Origin of the sequence: Streptomyces sp. SUK 48, assembly GCF_009650765.1 — a bacterium.
GTDB lineage: Bacteria > Actinomycetota > Actinomycetes > Streptomycetales > Streptomycetaceae > Streptomyces.
The window spans coordinates 5189671-5203577 of the sequence record NZ_CP045740.1; the positions used below are offsets into that span (position 1 = coordinate 5189671).

Genomic DNA, 13907 nt, shown 5'->3' on the forward strand with positions numbered 1-13907 from the left:
CGGCCGCGCCTCTGGCCAGTTGAGGCCCGCGCGCCTATCGTGCGGGCGGCTCCGGCTGGAGGTGGTGTGCGGATGCGGACCGCGGCGGGTGTCCGGGTCGTCGGGCACGGGGATCGGCGCCGGCGTGCCCGGCGCCGGAGAATCCTCTGGGGCGGCGGCGAGCTGCTCGTCACCGGCGGGGTGCTGGTCCTGCTGCTCGTGGTGCACCAGCTGTGGTGGACCAACCGGGAGGCGCGGCAGGGGGCCGAGCGGAAGGTCGCGGCGCTGGAGCGGGAGTGGGGGCCGCGCGCCGATGACCCTGCGCCGGGGGCGGGCGCGCCCGCGCCCACGACCCGCGCGCCCATGACACCTGGGCCCACGACACCCGGGCCCCGCACGCCGAATCCGTCACGGCAGCCGTCGTACACCGCCGTCCGCCCCCGCCCCTCCCAGGCGTACGCCGTGCTCGTCGTCCCCCGGCTCGGGCTGCGCGTCCCCGTCGCGGAGGGTGTCGGCAAGGCGGACGTCCTGGACAAGGGGTACGTCGGCCACTACCCCGGTACCCAACAGCCCGGCCAGGAGGGGAACTTCGCGCTCGCCGGGCACCGGAACACCCACGGGGAGCCCTTCCGGTACCTGCCCCGGCTGCGGCGCGGGGACGCCGTCGAGGTGGAGACGCGGACGGCGACGTACACCTACGACGTGGACAGCGTGCTGCCCCGGACCTCGGCGGCGGACTCGGGGGTCGTACGGCCCGTCCCACGTTCCCTCGTGCGGCCCGGGTACGGGTACCGCGAGCCGGGGCACTACATCACCCTCACCACCTGCACCCCCGAGTTCACCTCCCGGTACCGGATGGCGGTGTGGGGGACGCTGGTGTCGGTCCGCCCCCGGTAGCCGTCCTACGCGCGGTCCCGCAGCGCCAGCACACCGAGCGCGCCGATCACCGCGAGGCCCGCCGAGACCAGCAGGGCGAGATCCGTGCCGTGGGCGAGGTGGCCGCCGGAGGTGGCGAGGGCGATGGTCAGGGCGACGCCGACGCTGGAGCCGATGTAGCGCAGGGTCTGCTGGGCGCCGGAGCCCATGGCGGCGCGTTCGCGGGGACCGAGTCGACGGCGAGGAGCGGAAGGGCGCCGTTGAGCAGACCGCTGCCCACGCCGCCGATGATCAGACCGGGCAGCAGCCGGGTCCAGGAGCCGGAGCCGATGGCGCCGAGCATGGTCAGGGCGCCGGCGGCGTGCAGGGCGAAGCCCAGGGCGAGCTGGCCGCGCGGGGGGAGGGTCAGGCGCTTGACCTGGAGGGCGACGCCGAAGCTGAGCCCGGACCAGAGCAGCAGCAGACCGGCGGTGGCCAGGGGGGAGAGGTGCATCGTCCGCTGGACGACCGAGGGCAGGTAGCTGAAGACGGCGATCACCGCGAGGCCCGTGAACAGGCCGCCCGCCGAGGAGGCCAGGAAGCGGCGGTGGCGCAGCAGGCCCAGGTCGATCATCGGGGTGCCGGAGCGCCGTTCGACGGCGACGAAGACGGCGATCAGCCCCGCGGCCGCCGCCAGCAGCAGGCCGACCGGTGCCCGCAGCCAGCCGTCGCGGCCCAGGGTGAGGGCCGCGACCAGGGCGACCAGGGCGAGTCCGAACGTCAGCGCGCCGGGTAGGTCGGGACGGCCGCCGCGGGGTGCGCGGGATTCGGCGAGGGTGCGGGTGCCGAGCGCGGCCAGGAGCAGGGCCGCGGCGCCGAGGACGCCGTAGCCGGCGCGCCAGTTGGGCAGCGCGGACGCGACCAGGGGGCCCGCCGCGATGCCGCCGCTGACGAACGCGCCCCACACGCCGGTCGCGTGCAGCCGGCCGCGCGGGCTGGGGAAGGCGTGCACGATCAGGCCGAGGGCGCTCGCCAGCAGGGCCGCGCTCGCGGCGCCCTGGGCGATGCGGGCCAGGGTGAACTGCCAGGTCGAGGTGGTCAGCGCGCCGAGCGCGGTGGTCAGGCCGAGGGCCAGGGTGCCGGCGAGGAAGATCCGGCGGCGGCCGTAGTCGTCGGCGAGGCTGCCGGCCACCAGGAGCAGGGCGGCGAGGCCCAGCGGGGTGCCGTTCAGGAGCCATGCCTGGCCGGAGAGCGGGGTGCCCAGGGCGGCCGCGGTCTGCGGGAGCGTGACCATCGGGGCCGTGTAGTTCATCAGGGTCACGGCGGTCGCCGCGCTGACGAGGGCGAGGGTGGCGCGGGGGCGGACGGGGGTGGGCCCGAGGGCGTCCGATCCCGCGTGCGCGCCGTGAGCGCCGCTCCCGCCCGGCGCCTCGCGCGCCCCACGCGCCGGCTCTCGCACTCCCCGCGCCTCGCGCTTCACCTCTCGCACTCCCCGCGCCACCTTCTGCACCCCATGCGCCTCGCCCACTGCGGCGGAATCGAGCCCGGTCATGGCAAGCCCTCAGTTCGGTCATTGAACCTAGCGGTCACGGTCACCGTAACACGGTCAGTTCGATGACTGAACCTAAGGTCGGAAAGTGGCTACAGTGGAGGGCATGGCACTGGGCAAGGACTACGCGACACAGGAGTGCTCGATCGCCCGCGCGCTCGAGATCGTCGGCGAGCGCTGGACGCTGCTCGTCGTACGCGACGCGCTCTACGGCGTACGGCGCTACAACGACTTCCTCGTCCACCTCGGCATCCCGCGCGCCGTCCTCGCCGCCCGGCTCCAGGCGCTGACCACCGAGGGGATTCTGGAGAAGCGCCGGTACCAGGAGTCGCCGCCCCGCGACGAGTACGTGCTCACCGAGCGCGGCATCGGCCTGTGGCCCACCCTGCGCGCCCTCGGGCTCTGGGGCCGCGACCACTTCACCGACACCCGGCTGCGCTACTTCCGGCACGCCGCCTGCGGCACCGAACTCGGCCCGTACGGCGAATGTCCCCGGTGCGGAACCATCGTGCCGGTCGCCGACGTTGTCATGGAGCCGGGCCCCGGACTCGATCCGGACCCGGTAGATCCGGTCAGCCGCGCCCTGCTCAAGCCGCGGCGGCTGCTGGAGCCCATGGCCACCGAACAGGTCTGAAGCGAACAGGTGGAGAACAGGCATAATCCGGTGTGAGGAAAGCGCCGATCGGGGGAGGGGGATGACGATGAGCCAGGCCATGAGCCGCGGGCCCGCCGGCCGCGCCGTCGCGTTCCTGCTGGCCCCCCTGCTCTTCCTGCTCCCCCTCGCACTCCTCGACACCGGCGGCCTCACCACCGCCGTCGCCCTCGCCGCGACCGCCGCCGCCGGCTCCGCGCTCGCCCTGTGCACGCTGCTCGCCGCCGGCTCCGCACCCGCCGTACCGCCCACCCGCGTCCGTACGGCCATACGCGACCGGGCCCGGCGTACGGCCTTCCTGCCCCAGCGTGATCCCGACGCCCGCGGCCGCCGCAGGCCCCGGGCGCCCGGCCGGACCCTTCCGGCGACCACCGCGTAGGGCACGCTCTTCTCGCTCCGTGACCCCGCGCGGGTCGTCCTGCCGACATCACCTCACCCCGGCACGACGAGACCCCCGGAGGGCTCACCCATGTCCGTCTTCTCCGTCTTCGCGCACCTGGTCGAGCGGCTCGCCGACCTGCTCGCACCGCTCTGCCACGGCTCCGCGACCGCCGCCGCGATCGTCCTGTTCACCGCGCTCGTACGACTCCTCGTCCACCCCCTCTCCCGCGCCGCCGCCCGGGGCCAGCGGGCCCGCGCCGCGCTCCAGCCGCGCATCGCCGAACTGCGCAAGCGGCACGGCAAGGACCAGGAGCGGTTCCGCACAGCGCTGCTCGAACTGCACACCGAGGAAAAGGTCTCGCCCCTGTCCGGCATCCTGCCGAGCCTGCTCCAGCTCCCCGCGTTCTTCCTCCTCTACCACCTGTTCTCCAGCACCTCGGGCAACGCGCTGCTCGACCACCGGCTGTTCGCCGCGCCGCTCGGCGGGCGGTGGGCCGACGCGCTCGCCGGGGACGGGCTGTTCGGCGGCGCCGGGGTCGTCTACCTGGCGCTCTTCGCCCTGGTCGCGGGCGTCGCCACCTTCAACTACCGGCGCGCGAGGACGCAGATGGCGCAGAACCCGGTCATGGCCGCCGCCGGCGGCGAGGAGCAGGTGCCGGGGCTCGGGGCGGTCGGCAAGGTGATGCCGTTCCTGTCCTTCTTCACCCTGGTCAGCGTGGCCGTCGTACCGCTGGCCGCCGCGTTGTACGTCGTCACCAGTACGACGTGGAGCGCGGTGGAGCGGGCGGCGCTGTACCGGCAGTCGTAACGGCCGGAACGGCCGTAACGGCCGGGGTTACGGTCCAGTACGTGAACAGGGTCTTGCCGGGTGGACGGGGTGATTGGAGGATCGTCCAGCCCTCCGATGGCCGCACACCTCGGCCGGGCACCCGCGATCGAGGGAGAGGGTGACCCCATGAAGTTGCTGCGAGTCGGTACGGCGGGGGCCGAGCGGCCCGCGCTGCTCGACGCCGACGGAACCCTGCGCGACCTGTCCGCACTCGTGGACGACATCGACGGGGCGCTGCTCGCCGACGCCGCCGCGCTCGGGCGGGTGCGGGACGCGGCCGCCGCCGGCGGGCTGCCCGTGCTGGACGCGGCGGGGCTGCGCGTCGGGCCGCCGCTCGGGCGGATCGGGAAGATCGTGTGCATCGGGCTGAACTACCACGACCACGCGCGCGAGACCGGCGCCGAGCCGCCCGGTGAGCCGGTCGTCTTCCTCAAGGCGCCGGACACGGTGGTCGGGCCCGACGACACCGTGCTCGTGCCGCGCGGCTCGGCCAAGACCGACTGGGAGGTGGAGCTGGCCGTCGTCATCGGGCGCCCGGCGCGCTACCTGGAGTCGGCCGAGGAGGCGCTCGCGCATGTCGCCGGGTACGCGGTCGCGCACGACGTCTCCGAGCGGGAGTTCCAGATCGAGCGCGGCGGCACCTGGGACAAGGGCAAGAACTGCGAGACGTTCAACCCGCTCGGGCCCTGGCTGGTGACGGCGGACGAGGTCCCCGATCCGCAGCGGCTGTCGCTCCGGCTCTGGGTCAACGGGGAGCTGAAGCAGGACGGCACGACGGCGGAGCAGATCTTCCCGGTCGGCGAAGTGGTGCGCTACGTCAGCCAGTTCATGGCGCTGTACCCCGGAGACGTGATCAACACCGGGACGCCGGCCGGGGTGGCGATGGGGCACCCCGAGCCGAAGCCGTATCTGCGCGCCGGGGACGTGGTGGAACTGGAGGTCGAGGGCCTCGGGCGGCAGCGGCAGGAGTTCAAGGACGCGTAGCCGCCGCGCCGGGTGGGACGGGTCACGCGTGACGCGGCCCCACCCGGTTCGGGCGCCCGCCGGTCCGGGACCGTGCGGCCGGACCGCTCACCGCAGCAGCAGGGCCAGCCTGCGCCACTGTTCCCGCGGGAGGGTGTGGCCCGCGTCCTCCGTGACGACCTGGAGGGCCACGTGGTCGGCGCCCGCCTCGTGGAAGGCGTGCACGCGGCGGCGGATGCGGTCGTCGTCGCCCCAGGCGAAGACCGCGTCGATGAGCCGGTCGCTGCCGCCGCCCGCGGTGTCGGACTCGTCGAAGCCGAGGCGCAGGAAGTTGTTGGTGTAGTTGGGGAGTTCGAGATAGCGGGCCAGATAGCCGCGGGCGATCTCGCGGGCGCGGGTCGGGTTCTGCTCCAGGACGACCTTGAACTCCGGGGCGAGCAGCGGGCCCTGGCCGAGGATCTCGCGGGCCTGCGCGGTGTGCTCGGGGGTGACGAGGTAGGGGATGGCGCCGGCCGCGCGGCCCCCGGCCAGGTTCAGCATCTTGGGGCCGAGCGCGGCCAGGACCCGGCGGCCGGCCGGGACACCGGCCCGGTCCAGCTCGTCCAGGTAGCCGACCATCGCGGAGTAGGGGCGGTGGTAGCCCTCGACGCGGGGTCCGTGGCTCACGCCGAGGCCCAGGAGGAAGCGGCCGGGGTGGGAGGACTCCAGCCGGGCGAAGTCGGCCGCGGTCGTGGCGGCGTCCTGCTGCCAGACGCTCTGGATGCTGGTGCCGACCGTGATGTGGTGGGTGGCCTCGATGAGCGGGGTCGCGTGCGCGGCGGTGCTGTTGCCGCCGAGCCAGATCGCGCCGAAGTCGAGTTCCTCCAGCTCGGCGGCGGCGTCCTCCTGCTCGCCGCGGCGCGCGGGGTCCTCCGCGCGCAGCGCGACGTCCCAGACGCCGTGCCGGCCGAGGCGTTCCTTCAGCGTGCCGGTGCTCTGACTCATGCGGGCGATCCCTCCGGAGGGTGGGGTGGTGCTGGCGTGCTCATCACGTCTGTGCCCACTGCCAACCGGAGGGCGTTCTGGCTGATTCCCGGGTTCCCTCGGTCTGGCTGCCCGGTTCCCTCAGTCGGTCGAATCGCCGGGGGAGCCCGCCGGGCGGCCGAGGAACTTCTCCAGCGCCGCCACCACCAGCCGGTGGTCCTCGACCTGGGGCAGCCCCGAGACGGTCACCGCGCCGATGATGCCCGCCTGCTCCAGGCGGATCGGGAAGGAGCCGCCGTGGGCCGCGTAGGTGTCCGCGTCGAGGCGGGAGGAGTTCTCGAAGGTGGTGCCCTTGGCGCGGAAGCGGGAGCCGACCAGGTAGGAGGCGGCGCCGAAGCGCTCGACCACCCGGCGCTTGCGGACGATCCAGGCGTCGTTGTCCGGGGCGGAGCCGGGCAGCGCCGCGTGGAAGAGCTGCTGGCCGCCGCGGTGGATGTCGATCGCGACCGGCAGCCCGCGCTCGCGGGCCAGCCCGACCATCAGGGAACCGAGCGCCCACGCGTCGTCGTACGTGAACCGGTCGAACACCAGGCGGTGCTCCTGCTCCTCCAGTTCCTCGATGGAGGGCGCGAGTTGCTGCTGCTGCGTGGTCACAGGGTCACCGTCACCTTCTCCTGGGCGGACCTGCGGGCCGCCTCCAGTACGTCGAGGGCGGCGGCCGCCTCCAGGGCGGTCACCGGGTTGGGGCCCGCGCCGGTGAGGGCGGCGGCGACGGCCGCGTAGTAGGCGGGGTAGTCACCGGGCAGGGTCTTCACGGGGGTGCCGCCGCCGGTCAGCGGGGACTCGCCGGCGCCGATCCGGCCGTACAGGGCCTCGGGCTCCGCGCCCCACCGGGGGCCGGGGTGCAGGCCCTCGCGCAGGGCGGCCTCCTGGGGGTCGAGGCCGTACTTCACATAGCCCGCCTCGGAGCCCAGCACCCGGAAGCGCGGGCCGAGCTGGGGGGTCGTCGCGGAGACGTGGAGGTGGGAGCGGACACCGCTCGCGTGGGTGAGCGCGATGAAGGTGTCGTCGTCGGCCTCGGCGCCCGGACGGCGCACGTCGGCCTCCGCGTACACCTCCGCGGCCGGGCCGAACAGCACCAGGGCCTGATCGACGACATGGCTGCCGAGGTCGTAGAGCAGACCGCCGATCTCCGCCGGGTCGCCGGACTCGCGCCAGCCGCCCTTGGGGCGCGGGCGCCAGCGCTCGAAGCGGGACTCGAAGCGGCGCACCTCGCCGAGCGCGCCGTCGTCGAGGAGGGCGCGCAGGGTGAGGAAGTCGTTGTCCCAGCGGCGGTTCTGGAAGACGGACAGCAGGAGGCCGCGGTCCTCGGCGAGGGCGGCGAGCGCCCGGGCCTCGGCGGCGGTGCCGGCGACCGGCTTGTCCACGACCACGGGCAGGCCCGCCTCCAGGGCCGCGGTGGCGAGCGGGACGTGCGTCTTGTTCGGGGCGGCGACGACGAGCAGGTCCAGCTCGCCCGCGCGGGCGAAGAGGTCCTCGGGGGCCGCGGCGAGCGTCACGTCCGGGAACGCGTCGCGGGCCTGCCGCTGCCGCTCCGGGTTCGAGGTGGCGACCGTGTCGAGGACGAGGCCCTCGGTGGCGGCGATCAGGGGGGCGTGGAAGACGGAGCCGGCGAGGCCGTAGCCGATCAGGCCGACGCGGAGGGGAGTGCTCATGCGCTCCACTTTCGCAACGCTGTTGCCAAAGTGCAAGCCGCGGGGAGAATGGGCGTGTGAGCGAGGACAGGGTGAACAGCGGACGGGCCGGAGCGAACCTGGGGGCGGTGCGGTCGCACAACAGCGCGCTCGTGCTCGGTCTGCTGCGCGGGGCCGGGACGGAGGGCATCAGCCGACTGGAGCTGGCCGAGCGGACCGGGCTGACCCCGCAGGCCGTCAGCAAGATCACCCGACGGCTGCGGGAGGCGGGGCTCGCGGCGGAGGCGGGCCGGCGCGCCTCCACGGGCGGCAAGCCGCGCACGGTGCTGCGGCTGGTGCCGGAGGCGGGACACGCGGTGGGGGTGCAGCTGGACCGGGACGCGCTGCGGGTGGTGCTCGTACGGCTGGACGGGGAGGTGGTGGGCGAGCGGCACGGGGAGCTGGACCTCGGGGCGGGCGCGGAGGCCGTGCTCGGGGTGGTCGAGGCGGCGGTGACCGAACTGCTCCGCCGCTGCCTGGGCTCTCTCGGGGAGCTCGCCGAGGCCGGCTCGCCGCTGGGGGTGGGGGTGGCCCTGCCGGGCCCGCTCGACCATGTGCGGGGCGTGCTGCACCGGGTCACCGGGTTCCCGGGGTGGGACGGCTTCCCGCTGCGCGACGCGCTGCACGGGCGGCTGGGCGTGCCGGTCGTCGTGGACAAGGACACGAACGCGGCGGCGGTGGGGCTGGCGGTCGGGGGCGCGGGGGGCTCGTTCGCCTACCTGCATCTCGGTACGGGGCTCGGGGCAGGGCTGGTGATCGGCGGGCGGGTGCACCGGGGGGCGCGGACCGGCGCGGGGGAGTTCGGGCACCAGGTCGTCCAGCTGGACGGGCCGCGCTGCGCGTGCGGGGACCGGGGGTGCCTGGAGGTGCTGTGCCTGGCCGCGGTGGCCCGGGGGGAGACGGAGGCGGCGGCGCGGGTGCTCGGGGTGGGGGCCGGGAATCTCGTGGGGCTGCTGGACATCGACCGGGTGCTGCTCGGGGGGCGGACCGTGCTGGCGGACCCGGAGCCCTTCATACGGGGGGTGTCGGCCGAGCTGGACGCGCGGGCGCGGCGGGAGGGGCTCCGGGAGGGCGTCGCGGTGGACGTGGTGCGGCGGGGGGAGCGGGTCGTGGCCCAGGGGGCGGCGGAGATGGTGCTGGGGGCGGCGGTGTTCGGACGCGGAGAGGGGTGAGGGGGCGAGGGGAGGGGGCTGAGGGGGCCGGGGGCGCGCCGGACCGCCGGTTTTCGAGCGTGCCGCGCGAACGCCGGACCCGTATGTGGGTACTCATGCGAGTGGGGTTGCCCAGGGGACGGAGGTGCCCGGTGAGGTCGATGAGAACCGGAGTGGTCATCGGAGCGATCGGGATCGCCCTGGTCTGTGTCCCGGGCGGCGGCACGGCCGTCGCGGCGCGGGGCGCGGGCGTCCGCTCCTGCGGCGCCGACCCCGCCTCGGGGCTGGGCGTCCTCGCGGGCAAGCGGGTGACCTGCGGCGTGGCACGCCAGGTCGCGGCCGCCTATACGAAGGTCTGGCACGGCGCGCGGGGCGGGGCCGAGGTGCGCGCGGCCGGGGCCAGGTGGACGTGCGGGGAACGGCGGGGGAATCCCGATCCGTACCAGGCATGTGTGGAGGTGAAGGGCAGCGGGCGCGTGGTCACGCTGTCGTCCTGAGCCGTAGCCAGTAGCCGCAGCCGTACGTACGACCCGAGACACACCGGAGGTTCCCATGAGGTCCATGCGACCGTTCGCGGCCGGTGCCGTAGCGCTTCTCGCGTTCTCCGTCGCCGTGCCCGCGGCCCACGCCGCCCCGCAGTCCAACTGCGACAAGGCCCTCGCCGCCGCCCAGCGGGCCGAGCGGTACTACGACGGCCTGAAGACCGACCTGCTGCGCAGTATCGCGAACGGCGGGCACCCCGGCACCGCCCAGCGGCAGGCGCTGCAGAAGGCCGAGAGCGTACGGAACTCGACGTCCACCGAGGCCGAGCGCGTCTGCGCGGGCGCGTCCTGACGGGCCGCCACCGTGTGAGGCGACCGCCACCGCGTGAGCCGACCGCCACCGTGTGAGCGGACCGCCACCGTGTGAGCGGTCGGCCGACTCAACCGCCTCGGCCACCTCCCGGCCAAACTCCTCGGCCGATCGAGCGGCATTCCGGTCCGGCCCGGAGCGGCGGCCCGGCCCCGCGCCCCTGAACCGGCATGGTCATGTGTTCATGCGACTGTGTACGTCCCCGTCCCCCGGCCGCATCGCCCTCCGCCCCCTCGGCCTCGCCGCGGCCGCCGCCCTCGTCCCCCTCCCGGCCGCCGTTCTCGCCCCCGTCCCGGCGTCGGCCCTCGGGGTCCCCGTCCCGGCGTCGGCCCCCGGCGGCCCGCGCCCCGTCGCGGCCGCCACCTCCGCGCCCTCCTGTGCCGCGCCCGGTGAGCACGCCTTCCCCCTGAACACCCGGATCCGCGGCGGCCCCACCGAGTACCGGCCCGGCACCGGTGCCGGCACCTGGTACATCGATCTCACCAACACCACCCCCCGCTCCTGCGCGGGCATCCACCCGGTCGTCGTCCTCGTCGACGACCGGCACGAACTGACGGCCGGGCAGGCCCGGTTGGACTTCGACGACGGCTCCCGCGTCCACCCGGTGACGTTCGAGAGCACCGATGAGAAGGAGTTGGTCGGCGTGCTGGACGCACCCGGATTCAGCGGTTTCACCGTGTCGCCCGGCAAGACCGTCAGCGTGCGGGTCCGCCTCGCGCTCACCCATGAGGCCGCCGTGCCCGACCAGGTCACCGCCAACGCGGCCGCCGTGCAGCGGCGCGGCCAGGACGGGGACTGGGTGGGCGAGTCCAATGCCTACCGGTTCGGGGTCGGCACCCCGATGTCCCCGGCGCCCGAGCCGCCCGGGGACCAGGACGGCACCCCGGTGGCACAGGACCTGTCGGGAACGGGAACGGGCACGGGTGCGGGACAGAGCTCCGGCACCGGGAGTACGGACCCCGGCACCCCGGAGCCCGGCACCGGCTCGGACGGCCCCGGCACCCCCCGCCCCGCAGGCACCGCCGCCGACCCCTCCCTCCCCTTCGCCCAGGACGCCCAGGAGGCCGGGCGGCGCGCCCGCGAACTCGCCCGGACCGGCCCCGCCCTCACCCATGGCCTGCTCGCCGCCACCGGTGCCCTGCTCTGTGTGACCGGTGCCGCGTTCCTGCTGGCCCGCAGGCGCCGCTGAGTTGAGGGAGCCCCGCCCCCGTCTGCGACGATCCCTGCGTGGACTACCCCTATGAGCAGGCCCCAGGCGCCCCCGTACGGTCCGGCATCCCCGAGCACGGCCGCATCCCGAAGTACTACGCGGTGAAGGCGAGGATCGCCGGACTGCTGGAGGAACTGGGGGAGGGCAGCCTCATCCCGACCGAGCGCGACCTCGCCGAGCGGTACGACGTCGCCCGCGAGACCGTGCGCCAGGCGGTGCGGGAGCTGGTGCTGGAGGGGCGGCTGCGCAGGCGGGGGCGCGGGACCGTGGTGGCCGGGCCGAAGCTGGCCCAGCCGTTGTCGCTGGCGAGCTACACCGAGGGCGTGCGCCGCCAGGGCCGTACGCCCGGCCGTACCCTCGTCACCCTCGACCGCTTCCCCTGCCCGGGGCCGCTGGCCGCCGAGACCGGGCTGACGGCGGGCGAGCCCGTCTGGCACCTGGAGCGGGTGCTGCTCGCGGACGAGGAGCGGGTCGGCCTGGAGAGCACCTACGTCGCGGTCGCGCGGGTGCCCCGGCTGGACGCCGACTTCGACGCCGACTCCTCCTTCTACGGCTATCTCGCCGCCCAGGGCATCAGCTTCGGCGACGCCGACGAGCGCCTGGAGACCGTGCTGGCCACGCCCCGCGAGGCGCTGCTCATCGGCACCCCGCCCGCGCTGCCGATGCTGCTGATCCACCGGGTCTCCCGGGACACCGGCGGCCGGCCGCTGGAGCGGGTGCGCTCGCTGTACCGGGGGGACCGGTTCTCCTTCACCGCCCACCTCCAGGGTTGAAGAAAGATCCCTTTTCGGTAGGCAGATCAGGGCATACCCACCCCTCTTCAGGTCACAGAAAGATAACGGGTCTAGTCCAAACGTGATGGGCAGTTCACGCTCCCGTCGGCCGGCGGACGTCTGCGGTTACCCGCCCCCGAGGACCGTGGACGGCGTGAGAGTGACAGTCGTCGGAGGCGGCGTGGTCGGCACCATGCACGCCTGGCAAGCAATCGAACGTGGCCACGAGGTCGTCCAGATCGAACGGGAGGCCGAGGCGCGCGGCGCCTCGCTGCGCAACTTCGGGCAGATCTGGGTCAGCGGCCGGGCCGGGGGAGAAGAGCTGGAGACCGCGCTGCGGGCGCGGGACCTGTGGGAGGGCATCGGCGCCAGGGTGCCGAAGCTCGGTTTCCGCGCCACCGGCTCCCTGACCCCGGTGCGCACGGAGCTGGAACTGGCCGTCGCCGAGGCCGCCGTGGCCCGCGCGGACGCCGGGGCCCGCGGCTACAAGCTGCTGACCCCAAACGAGGCCCGCGCGCTCAACCCCGCCCTGCGCGGCGCGTTCACCGCCGCCCTGTTCTGCGAGCGGGACGCCGCCGTCGAGCCGCGCACCGCGCAGCTCGCCCTGCGCGCGGAACTGCGCAGGTCCCCGCGCTACACCTTCCTGCCGGGCCGCGAGGTCCGCGAGGTGGTCGGCGCGGGAACCGTCCGCGACGACCACGGGGACGTGCACCACGCCGACGCGGTCGTGCTGGCCACCGGCGCCTGGCTCGGCGGCCTGGTGCGCGAGCTGGCCGGCCCCGATCTGCCGGTGCGCCGGGTCCGGCTCCAGATGATGCAGACCGACCCGCTGGGCGAGCCGCTGCCGACCTCGGTCGCGGACGGCGACAGCTTCCGCTACTACCCGGCCTACGCCTCGAAGGCGCTCGACGCGCTCGACGCCGGCCAGCCGCAGCACGAGACGGCGGCCGCGCACAGGATGCAGCTGCTCATGGTGCAGCGCGCCGACGGCGGCCTGACCATCGGCGACACCCACGAGTACGAGCACCCCTTCGCCTTCGACACCGTCGAGGAGCCGTACGAGCACCTGACCGGCGTCGTGGAGCACCTGCTGGGCCGGCCGCTGCCGCGGATCCGCCGCCGCTGGGCGGGCGTGTACGCGCAGTGCACCGACAGGACCCGCGTCGTGCACCGCCGGCAGGTCGCCGACGGGGTATGGCTGGTCACCGGGCCCGGCGGGCGCGGCATGACCTGCTCCCCCGCGATAGCCGAGACCACCGCGAACGAACTGGGCTGGTGAGCACCCCGATGACCCACGCGACGACCCCCGCGAGCACCCACGCGCAGAAGACCCCCGACATCCGGCTCGTCGTCCTCGACATGGCCGGTACGACCGTCGCCGACGGCGGGCTCGTGGAGCGCGCCTTCGCCGTGGCCGCCGCCGAACTCGGCGTCCGGGAGGGCACGGCCGAGCACGCCGAGCACCTCGCCTACGTCCGCGCCACCATGGGCGAGTCCAAGATCTCCGTCTTCCGACACCTGTTCGGGGACGAGGCGCGGGCCCGGCGCGCCAACGCCGCCTTCGAGAAGGCGTACGGCGAACTGGTCGACGGCGGCCTGATCGCTCCCGTCCCCGGCGCCCGCGAGACCGTCGAGGCCCTGCTCGCGAGCGGCCGCGGTGTCGTCCTGACCACCGGCTTCGCCCGGGTCACCCAGGACGCCATCCTCGCCGCCCTCGGCTGGGCGGACCTGGTGCCGCTCACCCTGTGCCCGGCGGACGCCGGCGGGCGCGGACGGCCCTTCCCGGACATGGTCCTGGAGGCGTTCCTGCGCACCAAGGCCGCCGAGGACGTCCGGCAGGTCGCCGTGGCCGGAGACACCTCGTACGACGTGCTCAGCGGCGTGCGCGCCGGGGCCGGGCTGGTCGCCGGGGTGCGCACCGGGGCCCACGGCGACGCGGAGTTCCGCGCGGCGGGCGCCACCCACGTCCTGGACTCGGTGGCCGGCCTGCCCGCGCTGCTTGCGGGAGCCCGGTGAG

Annotated in this window: 15 protein-coding genes and 1 pseudogene; 12 read left to right on the plus strand and 4 right to left on the minus strand. The window is 74.9% G+C overall.

Annotated features, from left to right (window positions below; all coding sequences use genetic code 11):
- Positions 1-72 precede the first annotated feature (72 nt).
- Positions 73-876, plus strand: coding sequence for a class E sortase (locus GHR20_RS22750; protein WP_153814217.1), 804 nt, complete (start codon positions 73-75; stop codon positions 874-876).
- A gap of 5 nt (positions 877-881) precedes the next feature.
- Here GHR20_RS22750 and GHR20_RS22755 read toward each other — a convergent pair.
- Positions 882-2197 (minus strand): annotated as a pseudogene (locus tag GHR20_RS22755) (MFS transporter); the annotation flags it as partial.
- A 292-nt stretch (positions 2198-2489) separates the two neighbouring features.
- On the opposite strand from GHR20_RS22755, the gene GHR20_RS22760 reads away from it, so the two are divergent.
- The 4 genes from GHR20_RS22760 (at position 2490) to GHR20_RS22775 (ending at position 5229) form a co-directional block, all read left to right on the plus strand.
- Entirely contained in the window at positions 2490-3017 is a 528-nt protein-coding gene (locus GHR20_RS22760) for a helix-turn-helix domain-containing protein (protein WP_148024673.1), read from the plus strand.
- Between the two features lie 61 nt (positions 3018-3078).
- Entirely contained in the window at positions 3079-3414 is a 336-nt protein-coding gene (locus GHR20_RS22765) for a DUF6412 domain-containing protein (RefSeq protein WP_181516417.1), read from the plus strand.
- A 90-nt stretch (positions 3415-3504) separates the two neighbouring features.
- A complete protein-coding gene (gene yidC / locus GHR20_RS22770; protein WP_153814218.1) occupies positions 3505-4224 on the plus strand; it encodes a membrane protein insertase YidC in 720 nt (239 codons plus the stop codon).
- 147 nt (positions 4225-4371) lie between these two features.
- Complete coding sequence (locus GHR20_RS22775; protein ID WP_153814219.1) at positions 4372-5229, plus strand: fumarylacetoacetate hydrolase family protein; 858 nt, start codon at positions 4372-4374, stop codon at positions 5227-5229.
- A gap of 87 nt (positions 5230-5316) precedes the next feature.
- Here the strand turns inward: GHR20_RS22775 and GHR20_RS22780 are convergent, their stop codons facing one another.
- The 3 genes from GHR20_RS22780 to GHR20_RS22790 form a co-directional block, all read right to left on the minus strand.
- A complete protein-coding gene (locus GHR20_RS22780; RefSeq protein WP_148024676.1) occupies positions 5317-6192 on the minus strand; it encodes an LLM class F420-dependent oxidoreductase in 876 nt (291 codons plus the stop codon).
- 120 nt (positions 6193-6312) lie between these two features.
- Positions 6313-6825, minus strand: coding sequence for a heme-degrading domain-containing protein (locus GHR20_RS22785; RefSeq protein WP_111584431.1), 513 nt, complete (start codon positions 6823-6825; stop codon positions 6313-6315).
- A complete protein-coding gene (locus GHR20_RS22790) occupies positions 6822-7886 on the minus strand; it encodes a Gfo/Idh/MocA family oxidoreductase (protein ID WP_148024678.1) in 1065 nt (354 codons plus the stop codon). Before GHR20_RS22790 ends, GHR20_RS22785 begins: the two co-directional genes overlap by 4 nt.
- 56 nt (positions 7887-7942) lie before the next feature.
- Here GHR20_RS22790 and GHR20_RS22795 point away from each other — a divergent pair, with 56 nt between their 5' ends.
- The 7 genes from GHR20_RS22795 (at position 7943) to GHR20_RS22825 (ending at position 13906) form a co-directional block, all read left to right on the plus strand.
- Positions 7943-9076 (plus strand): ROK family transcriptional regulator, encoded by a 1134-nt coding sequence (locus tag GHR20_RS22795; protein ID WP_153814220.1) that lies wholly within the window; start codon positions 7943-7945, stop codon positions 9074-9076.
- A 140-nt stretch (positions 9077-9216) separates the two neighbouring features.
- Positions 9217-9552, plus strand: a complete 336-nt coding sequence (locus tag GHR20_RS22800; protein WP_153814221.1) for a hypothetical protein — start codon at positions 9217-9219, stop codon at positions 9550-9552.
- A gap of 64 nt (positions 9553-9616) precedes the next feature.
- Complete coding sequence (locus tag GHR20_RS22805) at positions 9617-9889, plus strand: hypothetical protein (protein ID WP_111584435.1); 273 nt, start codon at positions 9617-9619, stop codon at positions 9887-9889.
- 202 nt (positions 9890-10091) lie between these two features.
- Positions 10092-11096 carry a hypothetical protein gene (locus GHR20_RS22810; RefSeq protein WP_153814222.1) on the plus strand — a complete coding sequence of 335 codons (1005 nt, stop codon included), beginning with the start codon at positions 10092-10094 and terminating at the stop codon, positions 11094-11096.
- A 38-nt stretch (positions 11097-11134) separates the two neighbouring features.
- Positions 11135-11890 (plus strand): GntR family transcriptional regulator, encoded by a 756-nt coding sequence (locus GHR20_RS22815; protein ID WP_153814223.1) that lies wholly within the window; start codon positions 11135-11137, stop codon positions 11888-11890.
- A 154-nt stretch (positions 11891-12044) separates the two neighbouring features.
- Positions 12045-13169 carry a TIGR03364 family FAD-dependent oxidoreductase gene (locus tag GHR20_RS22820; RefSeq protein ID WP_153814224.1) on the plus strand — a complete coding sequence of 375 codons (1125 nt, stop codon included), beginning with the start codon at positions 12045-12047 and terminating at the stop codon, positions 13167-13169.
- 8 nt (positions 13170-13177) lie between these two features.
- Positions 13178-13906: an HAD family hydrolase gene (locus GHR20_RS22825; RefSeq protein ID WP_153814225.1), complete on the plus strand. Its 729-nt coding sequence runs from the start codon at positions 13178-13180 to the stop codon at positions 13904-13906.
- The last annotated feature ends 1 nt before the right edge of the window (position 13907 follow it).